General features: G+C 49.9%; 24 protein-coding genes. 17 read left to right on the top strand and 7 right to left on the bottom strand.

The annotated features are described in order from the left end of the window. The first annotated feature begins 3 nt into the window (after positions 1 to 3). The 12 genes from AYW79_RS04565 (at position 4) to AYW79_RS04515 (ending at position 10,418) form a co-directional block, all read left to right on the top strand. Complete coding sequence (locus AYW79_RS04565; RefSeq protein WP_067953266.1) at positions 4 to 915, top strand: type II secretion system F family protein; 912 nt, start codon at positions 4 to 6, stop codon at positions 913 to 915. Positions 916 to 929: 14 nt separating this feature from the next. Continuing rightward, the gene (locus tag AYW79_RS04560; RefSeq protein ID WP_067562222.1) at positions 930 to 1,736 is read left to right on the top strand and encodes a type II secretion system F family protein; all 807 of its coding nucleotides are present in this window, start codon (positions 930 to 932) and stop codon (positions 1,734 to 1,736) included. A gap of 70 nt (positions 1,737 to 1,806) precedes the next feature. Then, a complete protein-coding gene (locus AYW79_RS04555) occupies positions 1,807 to 2,007 on the top strand; it encodes a hypothetical protein (RefSeq protein WP_156481895.1) in 201 nt (66 codons plus the stop codon). A gap of 23 nt (positions 2,008 to 2,030) precedes the next feature. Next, a complete protein-coding gene (locus AYW79_RS04550; protein ID WP_067562217.1) occupies positions 2,031 to 2,327 on the top strand; it encodes a hypothetical protein in 297 nt (98 codons plus the stop codon). Positions 2,328 to 2,399: 72 nt separating this feature from the next. Further along, the gene (locus AYW79_RS04545; protein ID WP_067562214.1) at positions 2,400 to 2,852 is read left to right on the top strand and encodes a hypothetical protein; all 453 of its coding nucleotides are present in this window, start codon (positions 2,400 to 2,402) and stop codon (positions 2,850 to 2,852) included. Beyond that, complete coding sequence (locus AYW79_RS04540) at positions 2,852 to 3,364, top strand: hypothetical protein (RefSeq protein WP_067562211.1); 513 nt, start codon at positions 2,852 to 2,854, stop codon at positions 3,362 to 3,364. Before AYW79_RS04545 ends, AYW79_RS04540 begins: the two co-directional genes overlap by 1 nt. Before the next feature lies 1 nt (position 3,365). Continuing rightward, a complete protein-coding gene (locus tag AYW79_RS04535) occupies positions 3,366 to 5,810 on the top strand; it encodes a carboxypeptidase-like regulatory domain-containing protein (protein ID WP_067562208.1) in 2,445 nt (814 codons plus the stop codon). 83 nt (positions 5,811 to 5,893) lie between these two features. After that, positions 5,894 to 6,400 carry a prepilin peptidase gene (locus AYW79_RS04530; protein ID WP_067562205.1) on the top strand — a complete coding sequence of 169 codons (507 nt, stop codon included), beginning with the start codon at positions 5,894 to 5,896 and terminating at the stop codon, positions 6,398 to 6,400. Positions 6,401 to 6,877: 477 nt separating this feature from the next. Next, positions 6,878 to 7,027, top strand: coding sequence for a hypothetical protein (locus AYW79_RS15455; protein ID WP_156481896.1), 150 nt, complete (start codon positions 6,878 to 6,880; stop codon positions 7,025 to 7,027). A gap of 1,011 nt (positions 7,028 to 8,038) precedes the next feature. Next, positions 8,039 to 8,911 (top strand): MFS transporter, encoded by an 873-nt coding sequence (locus AYW79_RS04525; RefSeq protein WP_067562202.1) that lies wholly within the window; start codon positions 8,039 to 8,041, stop codon positions 8,909 to 8,911. Positions 8,912 to 8,934: 23 nt separating this feature from the next. After that, positions 8,935 to 9,642: a condensation domain-containing protein gene (locus AYW79_RS04520; RefSeq protein ID WP_067562200.1), complete on the top strand. Its 708-nt coding sequence runs from the start codon at positions 8,935 to 8,937 to the stop codon at positions 9,640 to 9,642. A 170-nt stretch (positions 9,643 to 9,812) separates the two neighbouring features. After that, on the top strand, positions 9,813 to 10,418 hold the full coding sequence (locus AYW79_RS04515; RefSeq protein ID WP_197467708.1) for a cytochrome c biogenesis CcdA family protein: 606 nt from the start codon (positions 9,813 to 9,815) through the stop codon (positions 10,416 to 10,418). A 172-nt stretch (positions 10,419 to 10,590) separates the two neighbouring features. On the opposite strand, the gene AYW79_RS16465 is transcribed toward AYW79_RS04515, so the two are convergent. The 3 genes from AYW79_RS16465 to AYW79_RS04505 form a co-directional block, all read right to left on the bottom strand. Next, positions 10,591 to 10,695 (bottom strand): four-helix bundle copper-binding protein, encoded by a 105-nt coding sequence (locus AYW79_RS16465; protein WP_472341754.1) that lies wholly within the window; start codon positions 10,693 to 10,695, stop codon positions 10,591 to 10,593. 153 nt (positions 10,696 to 10,848) lie between these two features. Next, entirely contained in the window at positions 10,849 to 11,067 is a 219-nt protein-coding gene (locus tag AYW79_RS04510; protein ID WP_082806772.1) for a DUF2064 domain-containing protein, read from the bottom strand. Positions 11,068 to 11,361: 294 nt separating this feature from the next. After that, positions 11,362 to 12,669, bottom strand: a complete 1,308-nt coding sequence (locus AYW79_RS04505) for an IS1380 family transposase (RefSeq protein WP_067562193.1) — start codon at positions 12,667 to 12,669, stop codon at positions 11,362 to 11,364. A 180-nt stretch (positions 12,670 to 12,849) separates the two neighbouring features. On the opposite strand from AYW79_RS04505, the gene AYW79_RS04500 reads away from it, so the two are divergent. Beyond that, a complete protein-coding gene (locus AYW79_RS04500; RefSeq protein WP_156481897.1) occupies positions 12,850 to 14,244 on the top strand; it encodes a hypothetical protein in 1,395 nt (464 codons plus the stop codon). Between the two features lie 276 nt (positions 14,245 to 14,520). On the opposite strand, the gene AYW79_RS04495 is transcribed toward AYW79_RS04500, so the two are convergent. After that, positions 14,521 to 15,177, bottom strand: coding sequence for a peroxiredoxin (locus AYW79_RS04495; RefSeq protein ID WP_067562186.1), 657 nt, complete (start codon positions 15,175 to 15,177; stop codon positions 14,521 to 14,523). A 204-nt stretch (positions 15,178 to 15,381) separates the two neighbouring features. On the opposite strand from AYW79_RS04495, the gene AYW79_RS04490 reads away from it, so the two are divergent. The 3 genes from AYW79_RS04490 to AYW79_RS04480 all read left to right on the top strand — a co-directional run bounded on the left by AYW79_RS04490 (position 15,382) and on the right by AYW79_RS04480 (position 17,982). Continuing rightward, positions 15,382 to 16,077 carry a response regulator transcription factor gene (locus tag AYW79_RS04490; RefSeq protein ID WP_197461008.1) on the top strand — a complete coding sequence of 232 codons (696 nt, stop codon included), beginning with the start codon at positions 15,382 to 15,384 and terminating at the stop codon, positions 16,075 to 16,077. 36 nt (positions 16,078 to 16,113) lie between these two features. Further along, entirely contained in the window at positions 16,114 to 17,202 is a 1,089-nt protein-coding gene (locus tag AYW79_RS04485) for a hypothetical protein (RefSeq protein ID WP_067562183.1), read from the top strand. A 102-nt stretch (positions 17,203 to 17,304) separates the two neighbouring features. Next, positions 17,305 to 17,982: a PspA/IM30 family protein gene (locus AYW79_RS04480; protein ID WP_067562181.1), complete on the top strand. Its 678-nt coding sequence runs from the start codon at positions 17,305 to 17,307 to the stop codon at positions 17,980 to 17,982. Between the two features lie 1,102 nt (positions 17,983 to 19,084). Here AYW79_RS04480 and AYW79_RS04470 read toward each other — a convergent pair. The 3 genes from AYW79_RS04470 to AYW79_RS15800 are packed head-to-tail and all read right to left on the bottom strand — an operon-like array spanning position 19,085 to position 21,090. Next, on the bottom strand, positions 19,085 to 20,215 hold the full coding sequence (locus tag AYW79_RS04470; RefSeq protein ID WP_067562176.1) for an IS91 family transposase: 1,131 nt from the start codon (positions 20,213 to 20,215) through the stop codon (positions 19,085 to 19,087). Continuing rightward, on the bottom strand, positions 20,208 to 20,759 hold the full coding sequence (locus AYW79_RS15805) for a tyrosine-type recombinase/integrase (protein WP_197461009.1): 552 nt from the start codon (positions 20,757 to 20,759) through the stop codon (positions 20,208 to 20,210). Before AYW79_RS15805 ends, AYW79_RS04470 begins: the two co-directional genes overlap by 8 nt. Position 20,760: 1 nt before the next feature. Beyond that, positions 20,761 to 21,090: a site-specific integrase gene (locus AYW79_RS15800; protein WP_197461010.1), complete on the bottom strand. Its 330-nt coding sequence runs from the start codon at positions 21,088 to 21,090 to the stop codon at positions 20,761 to 20,763. Between the two features lie 201 nt (positions 21,091 to 21,291). Here AYW79_RS15800 and AYW79_RS04460 point away from each other — a divergent pair, with 201 nt between their 5' ends. Continuing rightward, positions 21,292 to 22,632, top strand: a complete 1,341-nt coding sequence (locus tag AYW79_RS04460) for an IS1380 family transposase (protein ID WP_269449071.1) — start codon at positions 21,292 to 21,294, stop codon at positions 22,630 to 22,632. The last annotated feature ends 41 nt before the right edge of the window (positions 22,633 to 22,673 follow it).

Here is a 22,673-nt window from a genome sequence, read left to right as displayed (position 1 = left end):
GAGTTGAGTATTTTGCTTTTATCTCGGCTGTTCGGTTTGTCCGTGACTGTGGCCATCGTCTTATGGCTGTTCGGACGAGAACTTCGGAATATGGAGTGGCGCGCGCGGTTTCGTGACGTCATGTCAGCGCAACCTGCCAGACGGAGAACAGCGAATCTGTTGTCTCGATATTTCGACCGGATCGCAGCGCACCATCAGATACTCGATAAGTCAACCACGAAGCGAACCGCCGTCATCCACGTCGCGGTTCTTTTTGTGTTGTGCTTCGCCGTCACAATCGTGCTTCACTACTTCATTCTCTTCGGGATGGCGCTGAGCTTCGGGGTGACGCTTCTGCTCTACGAGCGCCACTGGTCACGCCTCGCGAGGCGTCGCCGGGAGGATATCCTGAACGCGTTCCTGCGTCAAGGTGTGGAGCGTGGGGTGCACGTACTCGCTGCAACGGGGCGGCTTGACGACGCCTTTTCGCGCATGGCTGACGCCATCCGGTACGATCCGCTCCGAGTACGACTGAAGGCCCTCTGTGATTTGAGTGCCTCCCCACAGTTTGCGACGCCTGAAGATGCGTTTGTCCACTGGGCAGGCGGGCTTGGCATCGAAGACATCGCACACTTTGCACTCGCCACGCGCGAAGCGAAGAAGTACAACGTGCCACTTGACGAGCTTTGGCTCGACATGGCGGAGATCCAAGGCAAAGAGCTCGAATATATCCGCCGCATCCGGGCGGAAACCGCACATCAACGGACAGGCGGGTACTGGTTCTACGGCATGATCACCGGCAGTTTTTTGTTGGCCTATCCGTTTACATCCCCGCACATGAACGAGGTGACTCGGTTCTTTTTCTGGACCACGCTTGCGGTCATGACGGTGGGTCTGTACCTCATCGTCCGCCGGAGTCAGGTCATTGAGGCGTAGGGAGGGGAATGAACATGACATGGCTGTCCGCAGGATTTGGTACGTGCGTCACGTTGGCGTGGCTGTGTTTTTGGCAATGGCGCGTGCAAGCATGGCAGGAGTTTCGCAAGCGTGTTCTCAGCGACGGACGAGTCAGGCCCAAACGAAGAAGGCTGCCCTCGTACACGGCGTTACTTGGGCAGGAAGCTGCTGCCATGGGAACCCCGGAACAGGCGGCATTTTGGCTGCGTTCCGTTTTACTTACTTCGGCCGTTGTCTTAGCCTCTGCAGTTCTTCTTCGGATGTGGACGCTCCTGTTTCTCATCCCAGGGACGTTTGCAGCGCCCTTGCTATACGCCCGAATATCGGCTCGTACGCAGGTTCGTAAGCTGACAAAACAGACACGCGTGACCTTGATGTTGATGGCATTTCTCGTCCGTGCAGGTGCGACCCTGTCGGATACACTCGCGACGTTGGAACAGCGGCTGGGTTCGCCCATTCGAGATCGGCTACGCGAGGTGAATGCACAAAAACGGTATGCGACACTCCCCGGCGCACTCGAAGCCTTGGCGGACTCGACGGGTGTGCCACAACTGCGGGAACTCGCTTCCCTCGTCTCTGAATCGGAGCGAAATGGGACACCGGTTGCCGATGCACTCATCCGGAGCATGCAACTCGATATGAAGATGCGCGACGCCACAGCCGCAGAACGGTATGGGAAAGTCCAACTGGAGGTGGCCATGTATGCGACGCTACTCATCGCAATGCCGGGGTTCGGGTTTGGCATCTACGCGATGCTCACCTTCGCGCTCCACCTGCTTGGTACATGGAGCCTGGGCTGAGGCGTTGGCACTTGTCTGGCACCCGCAGGTTGATTCTGTGAGCGATGCTTGGAGGGGAGATGATGTATGTGTGACAAGCGTACGAAGAATCTTGAAAGTGCTCCGGCGCTTTGTGCAGGCAGAGGGCGGCGGCATGATGGACGAGTATGTGACCATGGTCGGGTTCTGGATCTTTTCGACCATCGTCGTGCTCGTCGCCGCAGGGCTCATCTGGTCTGCACTGTCTGGGGATTTACAAGCGATGGTGAACGATCTCACAAATCTGTTTTGAACCCTTGGGAGGGGAACAATCACATGACAAAGTGGAAACGCGCAGTCTGCTGGGTGCTGGTGGACGCAGGCAATACAGCCGAAGAAAACACAAACCGGGGTCTCTGGTGGCTCGTCGGGATCATCGCGGTGACCCTCATTGCCGGCATTGCGTACTTCATGATTGGACACTTGTTGACACAAGCGCAGGGTGGGGCCGCCAGTGTCTCAACCAGCCTGTCCTCACAAAGTGGGCTAACGCAACTCGCGCAACAAGCAGAAAGTGGCTCGCTCCAAGTCGGAACGTCATCGGTCGGGAGCGGCGGTTACAAAGCACCGTAATCATCTGTTTTCGATATCTTAGGGTGGACCAAGCGGTCTGCCCTTCATCTTTTTTTAGAGGAGGTTCATCCGTTGCCAAGCAATCTGATCACGACATTGTTTGCCATCTGCGTCAGTTTCGCTGTCGCTGTCATTTTGATTCTGGCACCGCCGCTTGTAGACACGAAGATCAAAATGGATGCCATTGCACAGGATGCCGCACGGGTCTACGCGATCACAGGGGATATTGGGGCGACACAGTCCGAAATCAACGCGGATCTGATGGCAGCGCATCTTCCGACCACGTGGGATGGCCAGACGCTCGTCTCCGTCACACCGACAACAGTTGGAAGCAGCCAACCGGGATATGCAACCGATTCATCGCCCACATCTACGAATGCAGGCGTGGAGATTCAGTACAACGCGCCGATTCCGTTTGATAGGGCATTGACGTTGTTTGGAGGACCTGCGCTCTCGGCAACGATCCCGATGACCGCGTCTGCGACGCAGTGGAATGAGGTCCAGTACACAGGAGTTGGGCCGTGATGACACGCTGGAGATCGATTTGGACATGGATTCGCGCGGAGGGAGGCTATACGTTCAGTCTGAATTTTGCGTTTCTCTCTGTAACGGTGGGCATGATTTTTCTTCTTATTCTGGCATGGTTCGCATCCGGCCTCGCTGCAGGCACCGAACTTCGTCGAGCTGCGGCTGCAGCCGCGCTTGCCGCGCAGTCACAGGTCACTCCGTCCATATCCGCCTCTGGCGCGGGATTCCTCACTTCAGCCGGTTGGGCATTGAACGGATCGTACACGGCTGCGGCAGAGCAGACGTTTGCAGGCGAGGTGTCGGATCTGCATCTGAACCAGGCATTCGAGAACCTGTCCTGTCAGACAGGTGTAAACGGGAATCGGGTGACGGTCATAGTTTCGGGCGAGTTCTTGCCGATTTTTCTACAGTCGGCTGCAACGCGAGTGCCCGGACTCAAAGCATTCGCCGTTCCGATGCAAGTGACAGTGCCTGTGGAATACAAGGTCGTCGGAGAGGGGGGATCCTAATATGGAACGAGAAACACGCATGCTGCTTTGGACACTGTTTGGGATTGGCGTATTGACGGTCGCGTTTCTCCCGGCAGCGTGGACGAGCCTCAATCACCAAGCGGCGGTTGGGGTCAAGTCGAACGCGAACATGGCACAAGTCTTGTGGGGACAGTCCCAGTCTGTTCCACCCTATGTGACGGGATGGGCCAGCGATACAAGTGTGCCCATTATCCCGGGTGCTGTGAAACCACATGTGGCGTCCATCACATGGGATACGTCGACGTGGGGGCCGCAGATGGTCATCTCTGGATACGGATTCGGGAACCCACCCGCTTCCGGAAAGACATCGTTGACCATTGGGGACCAGAGTCGGAACTGGGTGGCGGGGAATGCGTCCACATACGGTGTGCAGCCCGTGATTGCCCAGTGGCGCAATGACCGTATCGTGGTGAGTGGATTTACCGGATACGGGGGAGCGGATAAAACGAGCTGGTCCGACGGGCAGGGAAGCTTCGTGTTCGTACCGGGAGACCATGTATCGCTTCAGGTGACGAATCCACAGACGGGTGACACAGGTACGAAAGAGGTGACGTATCCTGTCGGCGCTTCCCTACCGGTTCTGTCGCTAAACGCAATCTCCGAACTGGTTTTGGGTTCGAAGACGGCATTTTCGGGACAGGTAACATGGAATGGCCAACCCCTATCCGACCAGGCGGTGAACATATCGGTCTCCGCAGGCGTGCTGGGAGGTACAGCTTATCCTGACAACACGAGTGAACATGTAGTGTATACGGACGGCAACGGATATTTCTCGATTCCGTACACGGCAAGTACCAGCGGCGCGATCACGGTGACAGTGATGGCGGATGGTGTCACTGAGACGACAACTGTCACGGTGCTCAGTCCCAGCTTGCTCATGCAGGTGGACGTACCGACACCAAATTTAAGTCTGCCAAGCGGTGCAGTGAACACCTGGAATGGCAATGTCACCGACTTTCCGTTCTACGCGTTTTCACAACTCCCCATCAATATGAGTTTTCCTGATCCGGCACAGGCCGTGATTGGAGGGACAAATACGCTCTGGAACTCGGATTCAGCCATGAATTTTTGGATTGGACAGAATCCGGACTTTCCAAACGGTGTCCAGTTTGACCATACCACGGTGACGACTTCTTCTTCCGGAACCGCCGAAATCAGTCTGCCCGACGCATTGTCCAACGGATGGGTCGATGATTTCGAGATTATCTATGTGAACGGCAAGCCTGTCGCGATGTCGAACGGATCTTATGGCGCAAGTGCATCAGAATTCGATGGTGTACCGATGTTCTCAAGCAACACGGAGCAACTCCCTGTGCAGTTGCATGCGGGTGAGAACGACATCGTGATCGAGGGCGTCAACACCGACGGATTTAACAGCGCAGGCATGCAGCCTGCTTTTATGGATTTGAAGATAACGGACACGAGCGGGGAAGTCCTTGCTTCAACTGCGGATGCTGCAAAGTGGCAGAGTACCGGCTATATCGGGTCAACTCCATCCTCGTGGAAAGCGGCGACAACGGAGTACATTCTGCAGGAAGGTAGCGGACAGGCCGTTTATCAGGAACGCACGAGCACAGCACTGGTTGGGCAGAGTTATCCCGTGAGCGGTCGACTCACCTCTAACGGAACCCCCGTGGCGAATCAGGCGTTGACACTCTCAGCGTCGGGCGGGTCTGTATCCGCGAGCGAGGTCACAACCGATTCACAGGGTGATTTCAGCGCTACTTTCACTGCTCCACATACACCCGGCACATATAACATTACGGCGACTGGGGCAGGGACAACCGCGAGCTCAAGGGTAACCGTGACGCAGAACCAACTGGTAAGCGGCCCGATTATGAATGGCATGCCGTCACAGTGGAGCGGGAACTGGGCATCGCATATGTACCTGACCCATTTACCCCAAGGCGCACAGATTCTCGCCACCAATGGATCACAGCCAACAGACGCCTACTTTCGGTACGGAAATGGACAGGTGCTCGTTGACACGCAAACCGTCGAATACTACTACGACAACGCGAGTTGGGCGACGACGGAATGGAACAATATCATCCACGATTTTGTTCAGCCAAGCAAAAAACCCGTATTGCTACTTTATGATGGGTCGAATTGGGGCAACAATGCGCAAGCGGTGAATGCCATTCGACAGGCCGTACCAGACGCAACCGTAAGTTCCTTGAATACACCCGCAATCCCGAATCTTGATCTATACGGAACGATTGTCGTAGATGCAGTGCAAACCAGTGGATTCGAGCAGAATCTGGAGCAGGTAATGCCACAACTGGATGCCTGGATTCAAAATGGCGGGACACTCATCTTCGACTCGACGGCTCAGGAGAACACTCTGTGGAGTGTCGGTCCTGACGGGATATCGAGTGTTTGGGACCTCTCACCAGAAAATGAGCTCGTGGGCAATCTGCACTAGACATGATACTCAAACCTCGACGCGAAGGATGAACGACCATCAAACAGGTGCATCATTCGCGCCACAGCAAGGGAGGTGGGGGTTTGGTCTCCAAAATTGTCTTGCAGGCTCTGTTCGGTAATCCCGCGATGATGGAGGCTCCATGGACGCTACGCGCTCAGGTAATTTGGCTTACTTTGCTTGCCTTTACGACTGTCGCTGCGTCATTTGATGGAAGAGAGCGTCGAATCCCCAACGCGTGGAACCTTTCAGGGGCGGTGACTTTTCTCGGATTACAGGTTTGGTTCGGGTTATATATCAGTGCATTCGTCGCCGTATTTCTTACTGGGCTCGTCATGCTCTTACCTACACTGTATCAAGTGTGGGGCCAAGGAGATTGGAAAATGGCAATGGTCTATGGGGCAGCACTTGGCGTGTTGCCCACGCTTGTGATTTGGTGGCTGGCTCTGTTCTTGCTCAAGGTCTACAGCACCGTGGTAAAAAAGTTCAAGGTTCGATGGCTACAAATGGATACCAAATCGGGTATGCCCGTGGCTGTCTTTGTTCTGTTGGCGACGATTCTCTTCTTTGCTGCTTTGTTTCTCATGTGAAAGGGTACTGGGCAGCCTCTCATTGATTGCGTCTCTGAAGGGGGACCTTTCATGCGATTGCGTAATGCGTCAAACGGGCATCTGACCTCCGCGTACAGGGGAGGTATTATCCCTATGCCATCCGGGCATACCGGTTGCAATATAACCTACTGATTCGAGACATCGACGACGTCGAGATTTATACGATCACGTTAGAACGTTTGTGGGAACATCTGCATTAGCACATGCATATGTAACCGAGCAGTCTCGTACAAAAGTGCGGGCTACAAAAGCCAGTTCAAATGGTTGGTAGAAGAGGATCTTCTCGTGCGTAATCCGACATTGAAGCTGAAGGAACCAAAGCTTGGTGGGCGCGTCGTGCCAAAGGCGCTGACGCGTGCTGGTGGAATTTTTCTTTGCCACAGCATGTCGGGTGTCTGACCCTAAAAACTGGACCAAACCGAGGTGAAACGGCAATGCTAGGAATTACTGCTAGACATGTACGAGCAGGACGAGAAGACGCCGTTCATTATCTTGGACGAAGCCACCGGTTACGGAGCCATGTTGCAGGAAATACGCTTTTTATTGACTTTCCGCGAAGATTGGATGGCACCGATGGTGCTTATTCTCGTCGGGCAGCCTAGCTGACGAACTCTGCCGAAAGTTCGTCACCTGGAAGCGGTGACCAACGAATATAGATTCGTTAGCATATCGGGGGGGGGTTAACAGAACGAGAAATGAATGCGTACATTCAGCACCACGCGGAGATTGCTGGCTCTGAACAGGAGATTCCCTCCGAAGAGGCTATTCGAGAGGTATACAATTTAGCCAAGGTGTGCCGCGCAGGGTGAACACATTATGCAGCTAAGCCTGCTTGACCCTACATCCAGGGCACCAGAATTGTCAGCGACACGCACGTCCAGAGACACATGAACTTTAACTAAGCGCCAGCGGCATTGTGGGTGGCCGACGTAGGGCAGCCTTGACAATGCCGCTTGCCAGCCTTCCGCCACCCGAGTTGGCTGCGAACACTCTATTTAAAATCTCGTGGACGCGGTGCCAGGCAACAATAGATAGGGGCGTACCATAGGATTTTGTGTTGGTTATGAGTTTGCTGCGGTAAGAACTTGAGACGGAAGCAGAATAAGTTTGGGTATCGCCCGATTCAAACTGGACGTCGTCACACAGCTCTCATGTGCGGTTCGGGTGTGAGACCCGTTGCTGTAAGAGCTGAATTCTCCTCAATATGACCGGGGCTAATCAGAGCGCAAAGGTATGACAACTAACAAACGTTATAGAACGCTTTAGCAAGTACGTATTCTGTCCCGGCAAATCGTACAACTGATAGGCGGTAGGGGTAAAGGGTAAGAATCATCAAGAGTGTAATGGAGTTGTGATTTAGGTAGGAACTTCTTTCACCGTGTTCGATACGAAGGGGCACCCTTGCCTTTCTTTGCGATGCCCACCATTGCGATCTATTCTGTAGTGTTGAGTTTAATGTTCCAACATTTTCGACGTTTTTTTAGATCCAGTGTGAATATTGTGGTAAAATCGATCTGGAGGCAGCAAATGGAAACCGCCCTCTTTTAAGGAATACTCAGTTCCGCACTTCATAAAATAACGTGTGAGCCCGGTTATGAAAGGAAATGAGGTGGAAGGGTGTTATTGCGTAACAGAAACTTCTTGATACTCTTCAGTGGCCAGATAGTTTCAATGGTTGGGAACAACTTCTACCTAATTGCCTTACCGTGGTATGTCCTACAATTGACAGGATCTAAATATGATCTCACATTGACTGGAGTAGTTCAAACATTACCGGGCTTGGCTGGTTTATTCATCGGTGTACTTGTAGACAGGTGGAATAAACGCCGCACTATGATTGTTGCGGATTTCCTGCGAGGCATTGTCGCCTTGGCACTGTTTTCAATAACAATATTCCATGTTGTAAACAGCCGGAATTTCATGATTATATTGTTTCTAATTCCGCTTGCAGAACTAATAGGAACGGTTTTTTATCCAGCTCAAATGTCATTGATGCCTAAGATTGTACCTAACTCTCAGATGGATAAAGCTATGGCATGGAATCAATCGGGTTCATCTGTCGCAGGTATAGCGGGATTATTCGGGGGCGGCACTATATTGTCGTTACTTGGTGCTCCCTTTATGTTTGCATTCAACGGGCTATCGTACATAGTCTCATCGGTGAGTCTATTCTTCGTACGTGTATCGGAAAGTAAAAAGTTGTCGATGCAGCGCAGTGGTCTATTTGTTGCTATTCTGAACGCAACTACAAATACCGTTGCACTACGAGTTACTCCCGCAGACGTCCAAGGGAGGGTGTTTGGTGCGTTAGGTGCGGCATCTACTCTATCTCAACCGTTGGGAATGCTGATATTCGGATGGCTTATGATTAATCTGAATCTAACGATTGTCTTTTCTGTCATGGGCATTATAGTAATAGGCGGATCACTCCTGTACTTGCGGGGTACTCTTCGAAATGCAGGTGTTCCAATTATGGGAGCGTCGGAGTAATTGACTATACGAGGAGGGAGTTTATGAAACAACATCTTACAGAAGAGGTCGAGTACGAGCAACTGAACAGTTCACAAGCTGGCGTATTAACGATGCAGTTATTGAATCCATCTTCTCCAATCTACAATTTAACGGGAACCTCTATGGGGAACGAAGAAATTCGCCTGGATATTCTGGAGGAAAGTATCGTTCATTTTGTTCATGCGGTGAAAACAATAAACATACGGGTTAAACCGTATGGAGATACGTGGGTACAGTACGTTGAAGAACCATCTGTAAAGAATATGGAAATTGTGGATTTTGGTCAATGCGTTGACCCAAAGACTTTTTTTCAAGATTGGGTACGTATTGAAGGGGAGTCCGTATATTCGCTTGAAAACGATGTGTTGTATACCTTCAAATTATTGCGAGTGCCAACCGTAGGAAACGGATTTTTCTTCAAGGTACATCATCTGATCGCTGATGGTTGGTCCCTCAGTGCAATGGTTAATGAAATATGGGCCATCTATGAAAAGCTGGTCAATCCGGATTCCGATGTTTTGAAGGACACACCGTTGATGCACGGAGAACAGTGGAAAATGTTAAAGGACTATGTCGATAGAGAACGAATATATCAACATTCTCGAAGATTTGATCGTGACCGTGAATTCTGGCTGGAGTACTTTAATGATGTAAAAAGCAGTAAACACAAGGTGAATCCTGTAATTTCTAAAAGATCAACCACAAGGTGACAATTCAGAACCTAGACACAGCTATCGCTAACGTGGGTTACCATGTCAAATCAGTCAAGGTGATGCACGGGTGATGAACAGCATTTATCAAGGGCTGGCTGGGTTGACTGCGTTTCTCCACTCACGTTTCTATTGGTCTTTTTGGGAGGTATTATCAGTGCGCTGAGCATTTGTTATGTGCCCGTCTTACTGATGTTCAGTGGTATGTGATTGGCAAGGAGGAACGCAATCAGAAAGCGTTCCCGTTCTCTGCAGCATTCACGCCGGGCATGGCGATCACTTCAGCGGGAATTGGAGTTGTAGCAGCACTTGTCGGGAAAGAGTTGATTAGGCTCTTCACTGGCTATCATCTCGATCAATGGATCCCAGCGACAATCGGGATTCTGATGGGATTGCAACTCCTTGGCATTCTTAAATTACGCATGCCCATGCTTGGACGAATGCGATCCACAAAGCCAAAAACGACGGGACAAGCTTTGATGCTTGGTTTACCGTTTGGATTCGTTGTTACCCCGTGTACGATTCCCATTTTCATAATTGTGATTGGCGTCGTAGCGGCAAGTGCGAACATCTGGGCCGGGGCAGCGATACTTGTCACGTACGCAATTGGCAAGGGTGTCATCCTGACCATTGTCGCATTGACATCTTCGACGTTGGTCAAGTCATTCATTCAGAAATGGGCGTCCAAAATCGAAAAGTTCGCTGGTACGGTGCTGATTTTAGCCAGCATCTACCTTATTTTCTTCCAAGTGAAAATGCCCATACCGTTGGGATAAGCGCCAGGGCAAGAGTCTGCACCAAATCTGTGAGCGTGTATGGGGGAGTGGTCTTCCCCATTTTGTCATCGGGTGTAGTCTTGTCAAATAGCTAAGCAGGTATCACTAGGAGATCTGGGAAGCAAAACGTTGACATTCTTCAGCGCAATTCGAGCACATATGCCCAGCAATTTTAGGATTCTTTGTATAGAAATCGAAGACACTCTTGCCCACACATTGCACATGCTCTCGCACAGAGTTTGACCATCTTTCGAGATAAGGGACTGTGAAGGGCCATATAGCTCGCACTTTTATCCTGCCACAAACATCCAGCGAAAGGTATTTGGCAGTCGTTCTAAATGTGCAACTTCATTTGCATAAAACGCCAGGTCGGACCAGTCGTCAATATCTCTGTGTTCTGGCAATAGCGCATAGGAGTGTCCTGTCACGTCTAGAATGTTCCGGGTTTTGCTAAAGATCGTGCTTGTGCTCCAATCGATTCCATGGAAAACTTGGCGGACTGGACGGCGGAACCAAGCACGCAGTCATGGACCTCTCGGTCAAAGGTGGTTTGATTCAGCAGTTCTGAGGTCATCAGTGGCATATCGCTGCCAATCAGAATAACCTTTGTATACCCCTTCGAGAAGATATCGTCCGTGACATTCACCATTTTCTCCCCAAGTCATTTCCACTCTGAACGAACAGACGGGGTGTAAACCGTTGAAATAGGCGAGGCTATTTGGTCCCTGCCCGGCAACCCCAAAATCATAGGATTGGTTAGGAAGGATGTTCATCCCGGATTTCGACGGTTTGTTCATTAACCAGCCCGGCAGGGCTGGAAATTCAATATATCGGTAAATATGTATGCGATCACGACGGTATTACGCGCTTTTTTCTGTATTTGAACACACTTCCCCCCTCCCCAGCAGAGGCCACTACTTTCCCAGATTCGGTTTGGAAATCACTATGGTACAGTCTGAAGCATCTGTGCTGATAGACGATCTGCAAACTCGGGGAGACGCATGGTCCACTGTCTTGCATGTCGGACCAGAATTCCAGGTAGGAACAGAAGTCTGCGACGAATTCGTCCCGCTGTCCACGGACGAACCGCTGGTTGCAACGCCACTTGTTTGTACAGCAGGAATAGGTTGTACGCCAGCAATTTCAGACCTTGCAGTGCTTGGTTTGCACCGTAGTTCTGGCTGGAAAATTGGTCGATGGCAAAACCGTATTTTGCCTCCTTGATGTGATTCTCAGCGTTACCACGATAGTTGTAGAAATGCCATATATCCTCGCCACCCCAGTCCAGCGTTGTGGCAATCGCCTCGTACTCCCACATCCAATCCGCACACAGGACTTCCTCCGGTTCAACGTCTAACCGCCGAACAATGACAACCCGTCGAGGTTTCTCCCAAGATGTTGCCCGATACATGGTGGAGGCGACATCGCAGTGTTCGTTATCGCTTTGGGTGATGCAGCGCCAAGCGAGATTTGGCACCTGTGCAAGCTCTGCCAATCGCTTTGTCCACTTCAGCTTGATGACGTAGTCTTGCCCGTCTTGTTCTAGCGGTTGAAATACTTTCTCCCCTGTGAATCCTTTGTCGCTACGGATTGCACGGATGTGGACGCCATCGGGTAACTGCTTCTTTATCGCTTCGTAAAAGTCTGCGAACCCATCTGCCGTGTGAGCGTCACCAGAGCGCAGTTCGTCATAGATGCAACAGCCAGTCTGCGAGTCAAATGCCAGCAAGGGATGAAAGCTAGCTCTGCCGTGATGATGTGGATTAAACCCGACGGCAGACTTCTCTTGGTTGCCATATACCGTTTCTACGGAAGAGTCGATATCCACGACAATATCCCGTCCTTTAGGGAGCGAGGATTTCAGTATTTGACGCTGTGCTGAGCGAACGGCCTTCATGCCTTCCGAAGAGCCCATCCTTTTTAAATCCTTGTACAGCAGAGTGGTATCGGGCAGCTTCGGCAAATCTAGCTTGAGCTTAAGAAGAGGATCTTGTTCGATGTCCTCGAAGTGGAAAATTCGTTCCTGACCCAGCAGGGAGCCTAGTATGAATGTCAGCGCCACATCATCCATTTGGAACTGAGCGTCTGTTCTTTTACGCAGACCCTCCACGCGGAAATTGCTGTCAATGCCAGTTCCAAGAACGAAATCTATGAGCCCTGTTGCTCCGCCAAAAGCGGTGACAGAATGAAGATTAAAGCGGGTATGTATTTTACTGCTTTTCCGACGGTGGTGTTTTGGTGTATGATTCACCCAAAAGGTGCTCCTTTCTGGCTTGAGATGTGGTTCTCGACAAACTCATCTTAGCCTTACAGGGAGCGCCTTTTCAATTACTCACGTCAATTCATTGAGGACAAAACCGTCGAAATCCGGGATAAATATGTCCGTTTTCATCGCGGGCGACTGGGCATTTGGATCATTGTGGGTTATGTCTTGTTGGTGCTCGGATTCTGGAATGGAAGTGGTCCAACACTTGTTGATTTGCCGGCAATGAGTCGCTTTTCACTGTATCTCATAATAACGATCGTTACTACACTCTCAAGCACATGGAGTCGTGCGTATCATTATCTATTCGTTCGCCAAGAGGCAAAGCTTTTACGGCAGTTTCGCGTTCCGACGTTCACACTCATCATGTCATTTACACTTGTGACCGTTTTGGAAGGGCTCTTTTCATCCCTGGCCTACACGATCACGTTCAGTTTCTCGAATATCCATCCACTGTTTTTGTTCATACTGCTATTCGTTGTTCGTATCGTGGCAGTGACTTGTACGACGTGGTTTGTTATGTTCGCAATTACGTATATCCGCCAATTTCGAGTGCTCTTTGTGATATGTGAGATGGTTTTTAAATCGGTTAGCGGGCTGGTCACCTTTGGATTCGCTCTCATTCTGTTGCTTCGCCACGATCAGTTCTTGATGTTGATCATGGGCGCGCTCGACAGTCGTTGGATTCTGTTCGGTTTACTGATTTGTGTAATAACGCCAGGCATTTTTGCCATTTTTCATATGCAATCACGCCGATTCACCAGACGGTTTACAGCAATGCGCAAAACCGGTGTATTGCGGAGGGCACGGGGCCATACCCGGCGAATGAGGTGGATTCCGGCGAATCAAACCCTCGCACTCGTCATGAAGGACATATACGATCAAATTACATTGGGCTATCTTTTACGACTTGCCACATTCACTGGGATACTGATCATTTTACGTATCGCTTTGGTTGCGGGCCCCATAGTTCCAGTGCCGCGCATATATGTCTTATCCATGTTACTTTTGTTTCCATCGCACATCGCATGGTTTAATTTGTGGCTTACAATTATATTTTTCCTCGAACCCTGTAGTACAGTTTTTCAAGATGAGGTGTCAGTAAGGAGGCTGTATTGGTTATTCCATATACCGATACGTAAAGTGATGTTGTCGAAATGGATACTCATTATAGGAATGGCGCTTGTGCCACTGCTAGTCGGATTGACCATCAATCGCGAGTGGAGTTTAAGTGCCACTTCCGTGTGGAACGTTGTATTAAGCATCATCATCTTGGTACAAGTGCTCACATGTGTTGTACTGGTTAGTTCCGTATCACTTGTAAGCGCACGCGGAACTCTGGTGAACAAAACCGAATTACAACAAGTTCCACAAGTACCATCCGCCACCATTGCACTAGCCTGGGGTTTTATAGACACGTTCGCTGTTAGTTTCTTTGACCGCGTTATTCACGTGTATCTCTCCATTGAGATCAACTTGTTGCTTGTGGTGATCCTAATTGCTTTTCTATTATCGTACTGGCCCAAACTCCTGAAATCGTGGTATCGAGCACATGGTATCTAGGTGAACTAAGGTGAACTAATCTTTTGTGCGTAAAATGGTGACCGGATGGTCATCAAATCATCAGTTATTCAACCGTGTCAATGTCAGTTAATACGACAGAGTTGACGAGTTGCTACCACGGTTGATTTTACAACTGTCCAGATTCGCGCTTCTGTGAACTTACACCCAATTTACCCATTGGCAATAAATTCACAGGGATGCAACCCAGACAGTAACAGGACTGCCTGGGTTGCATACTCTGTGTGACAGGTTTTATTTTAGACCGATGCTAAGATTCTACAGATTTTTGTACCGCAAGTACCAACGCTTGTAGTCATAACCTTTGGACTGTGCTTCTTCGGGCGTTTCAATGGCACTCATGTTTGCTGGGGGCGCAACGACAACCGGCTCGCCAGGCGTCCAGTTGGCTGGCGTTGATACTCCGTTGTTGTCTGTCGTTTGTAGCGAATCAACGACACGGAGGATTTCTGCAATGCTTCGCCCAGCGCTCATCGGATAATAAATCATCGCACGAAGTGTTTGCTTATCATCGATGATAAATACGGCTCGAACGGCCGCGGTGGAAGAAGCACCTGGATGAATCATCCCATACAGTCGTGACACCTTCATATCCATATCTGCAATGACAGGGAAAGGCACTTTCGTGCCAAAGACATCTTCGATGTCCTTCATCCAAGCAAGATGGGCGGCGACACCGTCTACTGACAGTCCGATGAGTTGCACATTGCGTTTCTCAAATTCGGCGGCTTCGGAAGCGAAACCGTGAAATTCCGTTGTACATACCGGGGTGAAGTCGGCAGGATGGGAGAACAAAACCACCCATTTGCCTTCAAAGCTACTCAGTTTGATGACACCCTGTGTGCTGATCGCTTCAAAATCCGGGGCTTTTTCATTCAGACGAGGGAAAGATACTCCTGGCTCAATTACGGACATACGGCACCTCCTGGTTTTATGGTGATACGTTGCAAAATCATCGTGCAATAAATTTATGGAGAAACCATGGAGATACCTCGCCAAATTCGACAGAGTTGAGAAGACGACAATTATATGGGGTTATTATCCACACCGAACACACACTTTCTACAAATTTGCCTGTTACGATATGCCCATCGTCGTTTGTGAAGGGAGGTTCCTGTCGTGTACAAAATACTCATCGTTGATGATGAGGCACCGATGCGACAGTTGCTCAAGATTTATCTCACGAATGCAGGGTACACCATTGGTGAGGCAAGTAATGGTGAGGTGGCTTTGTCGCAAATTGAAGCAGAAACATACCATATGATCATATTGGATTTGATGATGCCCGGCATGAGCGGGTGGGAAACGTGCAAGGAAATTCGGGCAATTGAGCCAGAGATGCCTATCTTGATGCTAACAGCGCGAACGTCCATTGAAGACAAGGTGCAGGGACTGTCGATGGGGGCAGATGACTACTTGACGAAACCGTTTGACGGTCGTGAGTTGGTAGCGCGTGTCCAATCACTGTTACGTAGATCAGTGGGAACCGAGACGGAGCCATACCATATCCGGGCACTGAATATGACAATTGAGCCGGAGCCGAAACTGGTTTCTGTACACGGTATTTCGCTTGTTCTCACCCAAACCGAGTTCGATATTTTATGGTTACTGGCAAAGCGTCCTGGGCGAACATTTACTCGTGAGGAGTTGCTGGAACGAATCTGGGGCCTGGATTTTGATGGAGACATACGCACCGTGGACAGCCACATCAAAAACTTACGGGAGAAGTTACGCGAAGTGGATGTAGATCCCATTGTAACTGTCTGGGGAGCTGGTTATAAATTTGTGGTGAACACATCGGATGGTAAAATCTAATGTAAGAAGAATTTTGTTCTGAACAGGAGGGTAACAATGGGCTTTTTGGATCGTATTCGAAGTTCCATATCTGGAAAGTGGATCGATTCTCCAGAGCATTTGGAAGGCTATAAGAGAATGGGCGAAGAAGTGTTTGAAGTCGTTGTGGAGCTTGCGGATTGTCCGAACCTGAAAGCGAGGACAATCATTCAGGCGGCAAAAAGCCTCCAAGTCATGGGGGACGCGTTGCTACTGAACGCCTATTCAAGTGATGCGCACAAGTCATTGCCAGTTCCCATGATGACGCATGAGCAAGCCGAGGCGTGGTACGGAAAAATCCCAGACTTGTTAGTCGCTGCCCGCCAAGAGGCCGCTTTTGAAGGGAGTTCGAAGATTCATCTACCGATTCGGTTGGGTAAGCGTATTGAGTCGTCTGGATTGTGTCCGGTGGAACATCTTGCCGGTATGCGCCGCGCAACAGATGAGATGGAATCAATGTTTAAAGAAAGAATGGAACATGCCCGACTAAGAGCAGATTTATACAAGGAAGCAATTTTGCTGTATGAGGAAGCACGTACACGAAGAGGTACCGGTGACGCGACTGTTGGTTCCATCCTCGGGGGACGTCATGTTCCCCGGAGCAGTCATGAGGAGGCGGAAACGCAGTACTGGACTACCTTATCCAGTTATTTGCTCATCGCACAAGGACTTGAAGACCCCTCACTGTTGAAAAACGCATCGCCATCGGGTCAGTATGCTTACTCCAAACTTGACGCAAATGATGTTTGGAAGGTGACCTCTCCGATTGCCATCCGTGAGATTCGCCAAGATGGCGAATGGGACGAGGCCGAACGCGACTTAGAAGAACACTGGAGACAACATCAAGTCACAAATGTCGAGCGGGAGTATGTATCTACCACGGAACAACTCATATCCCGTGGTGAAATACATGAGGATGGCTATTGGGCAAGTTGTCCATTTCAAGCCGTATATCGAGTGACCAAGGGTCCAGTACATGTCTTGAACCATACCATCCCAACGGGGCACGTTTTTGTATGGGACTATGGCGAAGATGGAGAGCCTGGCCGATTCATCACGCAAGCTTCCTTTGGGCGTGCTGATTCTCGTCAGTATTGTGACGATTAGTCAGACCCGAGGCTTTGTTTTGCATTCTCCACACTTTCTCCATGAATTTGTAGTACGTTGTCTGTGGGTTCAATTAAAAAACCGAAAGGGAGATGAACCAATATGTCATTGATAGCGAGAATGAAAGATCTTGTTCGGGCCAACATAAATGACATCATCAGTAAGGCAGAGGATCCCGAAAAGAGTCTAAACCTTTATATTGAGGACGCAACGGATCATTTACGCCAATTCTCTGTCGAGGTGAATCGATTCGAAGCTGAGCGTATCATGATTGAAAAGCAAATTCATGAATGCGAGGCTGCCATTGACGATTGGCACAAACAGGCGAAACTTGCCCTGCAGCAGAACCGAGAAGATTTGGCACACAAAGCGCTCGAACATGAGCAAAAGGAAAAGAATCGTCTTGAAAAACTAAAGCCTGAGTTAGAAGATGCCGGTCAAACTTCCGCTCAGATGAGAGAACAGTATCAGTTGCTACAGGATAAACTAGAAGAAGCCAAGGAAAGGCGCGATGACCTGGTTCGTCGTAATCGTCGGGCTGTTGCGCAGAAAGGCGCGGCGGACGTAATTAGCGGGATAGGTAAGGACGACCCGTTGTCCAAGTTTGATCGGATGGAGGAAAAGGTCGAACGTCGGGAGGCGGAGGGTCAAGCTGCTTATGCGTCGATGACGTCCTCTTTGTCCTATGAAATGAATGAATTGAAAAAGTCGCACGCGAATGCGGAAGTGGAGGACGCTTTGGCCAAATTGAAAGAGGAAATGAACGCGGAATCGAAATAAAGGTGAAAAGCATGAGCCCCGCCTACCTACCCTATGGCGGGGTTTTGTCACTTTAGGAAAGACGACAGGCTTCAAGATCCTCGGAGAATTTGTTGACGGGAAAGGGTGACGTGCAAACAAGTAAATGTAAATGTAATGCCATGTATGAGCCCTGGTTCGAAGGTCTGGTAGAAGACGAGCCTTCCGTTGAGCGGGATTCCAGGAAGCTCTCGTTGCAACAGCAACCGAACGCCCTGAAAGTCTGGGGAACGCATATCTCTTGCTTTTTCTAATACGAATGACGACCACTGTAAGACGAACGATGCTTTACTACCCTGCGAGAATTTCTCTGGGCGCCATGGATCACATTGTCTTGAAGCGATAAACTGTAACGCAGTGCCAAGAGATGGATAGCATAGGTGAGAATCAGTTGGTCGTCGGGTGCAGCGGAGAGAAAAGAAGCGTTATCACCACCCGTCTGCAAACTGGATAAAATTTCAACTGATGCGATTAATATGGGGGCAACAGACCTCTTATGTGCGGGTTTGTGTACGCGTGAACTGAGGCATTGAAGTCGCTGATTTGACTCCTACTCGGATATCAAGACTCCTAAAATGCCATATTTTTAGACAGAAAACAGGGGACACTGCGAAAAGCTATGAATGGGGGGTATTATGTACATCGACTGGATGACATTAACACTTGCGGGGATTTTACTGTACTCCATTATTTCGGGTGTCTTGCATCGGTTTGCTACAGAACTCGTTTATGTCGTGAGTCGGTTCATTTCTACGGCGGTTGGAATTGGGGCTCTATGGTTTACATGGGTAATTAGCATCCAATTCACGAATTATATAACTCAAAATAATGAATAGAGAATTATCGAAAATCGAGTAAAAAGAGGTGGCATTCCGTGAAGGAACGCCGATTTTGGATAATTCTATTGGACTAAACTGCGGTCGCCCGCCACTATGGGGAAAGAAACAGGCTCATGGTGTCTTGATAAACCGATGTTACAGGTTCAGAGAAGAGCTAATTGGCGGGAAACAGGCGGTGATTGGCCGCATGATATGGCAAGCGGATACAGTTTCCCCCTCCCCAATCAAGAGGCGCTCGACCAAGGCTATGCAATTCCTTGTTCTGGTGAAGCTCTGAGATGACCAATACCGCAGCAAGGACAAACGGTGAAATCTCTGCCAGTGAGCTTCTCCAAGAATTCCAGAGCGGACAGCTTGGGGAGTGGAGTTGTTCTTACGGCGGTCTTCGTAAGTCGTTTACACAGTTTCAGCTTGGTTGCTTTATTTCTGGGACTGAGTAGCCCGTAGTGCCGAATCCTCGTAAATCCGGTAGGTAACACGTGAATCAAAAAACGACGGATGAATTCATCTGCGGTCAGACTCATCTCCTTCTGTTGGTTGTCATCCTTGTAGTCCCGCCACTTGAACGTCACCATTCCCGCTTCCAAATTGACAATCCGGTGATTGGAAATAGCCACGCGGTGAGTGTAGCGTCCAAGGTATTCCACAACGTGTCCAGCGTTTTTGAAGGGCGGTTTGCAGTAGACCACCCATTCTTTTTGGTATAGAGAAGACATCCAATCCTGAAACTGGCTCTGCTCTTGCAAGTGCACGATGGAGCCGTAAAATTCAAGCTTCGCCTCTTTCAAATAATGCAGGAACTTGCCTCTGAATTTCCGAGACAGCACCTTCACCGGGATGAAAAACTTCTTTCGCGAGTTCACCCACCTGCCATTGGAAGTCAGTCCGCCGCCGGGCACAATGCAGTGCAGATGCGGATGATGCATCAGGTTCTGCCCCCATGTATGGAGGACTCCTGTGAAACCAATTTGTGCACCCAAATATTTGGGGTCAGCGGCGAGTTCGGACAGCGTTTCGGCCGCTGCCTTGAAGAGAAGGCCGTAGATAGTCTTGGGATTTTGATACGCAACGGAATTTAGTAGGTCAGGCAGAGTAAACACCACATGAAAATATCCAACATTGAGCAAGTCGTCTTTTCGAGCCTCAATCCAACGTTCCTTGGTGAGCGTTTGGCATTTGGGACAATGACGATTACGACACGAATTGTAAGAGACCCGCACGAATCCGCATTCGTCACATTCATCCACATGTCCACCTAACGCAGCAGTTCTACAGTTTCGAATCGCGCGGATCACTTTCTGCTGGTCAGGTGGAAGACGGTGTTTGACTTGATACGCTTCTCCATGCTGCGCAAAGATGTCTTGTAATTCAGGCATGTGAAGAAACCTCAAACTCAGTGCCTGTGGAATGACTGTCCAGCGGACTTACGATACCAGAAGGCATATTCGCTAGATGCAAATAGATTGTCGTGGACTGAACACTGGCATGTCCCAGCAATGATTTGATCTGTAGCAATGTGGCCCCATCTTCCAGTAGGTGTGTGGCGAAGGAGTGTCTTAGAGCGTGGATGGACGCTTGTTTGGCGATGTGAGCTCTTTGGACCGCTTTATTGAAAGCATCGCCGATGGCGTCAGGGGTAATATGGGTCACGTTGTACGTGCCAAGAAACAGCCATCCCTCGGGGTGCTTTGGCCGGTATTCCTTCCAGTACTTGCGCAAAACGTTTAGGCAGGCGTCTGACAGTAAAGTGTAGCGGTCTTTGCCACCTTTACCGTTTTGCACAAACAAACGCATGTTTTTTGAATCAATGTGCTGGATTTTGAGGGCTGCGGCCTCGCTGACCCGTAGCCCTGAGCTATAGACCACCATCAACATGGCCTTGTGTTTGATGTTGTGGCAACTCTCCAAAATAGAGTTCACTTCATCCCTGGTACACTTCAGGCAGGGTCTTGTGTTTTTTCTGACGAGGAATTTGGAGGTAATTCAGCGTACGATTCAAGGTCACAGCAAAGAGAAAACGAATCGCAGCGCTGTAGACGTTTACGGTTCCGGGCGACACCTTCTTTTCATGGATTAAATGTAGCAGAAATCGGCGGATATCTTCTGTATTCAGTTGTTCTATCGGTCGGTGGCCACTAAACTCCAGAAAAATCCGTGCATGCATGGTATAGCTCTCTAGTGTATTCTGCGATAACCCCCGAAGCCGAATATCTTCTGCCAACCGTTTTAACACTTGTCTTTGTTCGTTCATTTCGCATTCTCCTCAAGATTCATTTGCAGTCGAAAAAGGGCTGCATAGCGCGAATCTTAAGGGAATCTCTGGTGCGAGGAAAGTAACCCTGAATCCGTGACACGAGTATTTGAAAAGCTTCGAAATTAATAGAATGATGAAGTAAAATAGAGAGAACGGGAGATATTCCGGGTTATCTAAATTCACCAATGAGGTGATCTCTTGCGCTTCATCATTGAGCAATCTGACGAGACCATGACAACGCATTCAGGCCTGTCCCTTGTCGGACTACTGCTGGATAAAACGAATCTTGGATCGCGTTTGAATCAAACGACCGTGCCCGGGGTGGGTACGCCAGACATCTCCAATCGTGATGTCGCCTACTCATACCTTGGTTTGCTCTGCCAGGGAAAGAGCGACTTCGACCACATCGAGCCGTTTCGTGAGGACGAATTCTTTTTTGCTGCCTTGCAAATTGGCACTGTTCCATCCAGCCCTACGCTGCGCCAACGCTTCGATATGGCCGCCCCAATCTCTGACTGGAAACCTATCATTCTGGAGGAGTCAGCCAATCTCCTGCATGATTTCGGCGTCAGCGTCTCGCCCGTTCACTTAGGACGAGATAAAGAACGTTCGTACGTCCCACTGGATATCGACGTCTCGCCATTTGACAACTCGGGGACCAAAAAACAGGGTGTGTCCAGAACCTACAAGGGCCACGACGGGTACGCCCCGATCTTTGCGTATCTCGGCCATGAGGGTTACGGTGTACACGTCAATCTGCGGGAGGGCAGCACGCATTGTCAAAAGGGCACTGCAAAGTTTCTGGCCGAGAGTATTCGCTATGCGAAGCGCATCACCTCTTTGCCACTTTTACTTCGCATGGATGCCGGGAATGACAGTGTAGATAACCTGGTAGTCTGTCGATCCGAGGGCACGTACGCCGACTTCATCATCAAGCGGAATCTACGGCGTGAGAGTTCAGACGTGTGGCTACTCACTGCCCAGCGTCAAGGCATGTGTTGCGAATCTCGCCCGGGTAAGAAAATCTACCGCGGTTCGATTCTGTCGTCGATGAAGGGACTCAGCAAGCCCGTCCGAATGGTCTTCGAAGTCATTGAGCGTACCATCGATAAGAACGGTCAGATGCTTCTCGTACCCGAGATTGAGGTCGACGTCTATTTGACATCCCTGCCGGATGCGGCTTCAGTGGTGATTGACTTGTACCACGCCCATGGCACAATGGAGCAATTCCATAGTGAACTGAAAACAGATCTCGACGTGGAGCGGCTTCCATCTGGGAAATTTGATACCAATGACCTCGTACTTCATTTTGCTGTACTGGCCTACAATCTCCTGCGCATGATTGGGCAGGAGAGCCTGAAACGAGAGGACGCTCCCCTGAAAAATACGGTGCAGCGTCGCAGGATTCGAACTGTGATCCAAAATCTTATCACGCTGGCCGCCAAGGTGACTACACATGCCCGACGTAGGTATCTTAGATTAGGTAGGCGCAACCCCTGGTTCACTGTGTTCCGTCGTTTGTACTTGGCATTCGGTTGAGAGCTTCATCCCATGCTTCCCCATATCCTGGTAGGCATCGC

Source organism: Ferroacidibacillus organovorans, from assembly GCF_001642725.1.
GTDB classification, from domain to species: Bacteria; Bacillota; Bacilli; order Alicyclobacillales; family SLC66; genus Ferroacidibacillus; species Ferroacidibacillus organovorans.
The sequence above is the reverse complement of the archived record's forward strand: the minus strand, read 5'-3'. Positions and strand labels throughout refer to the sequence as shown.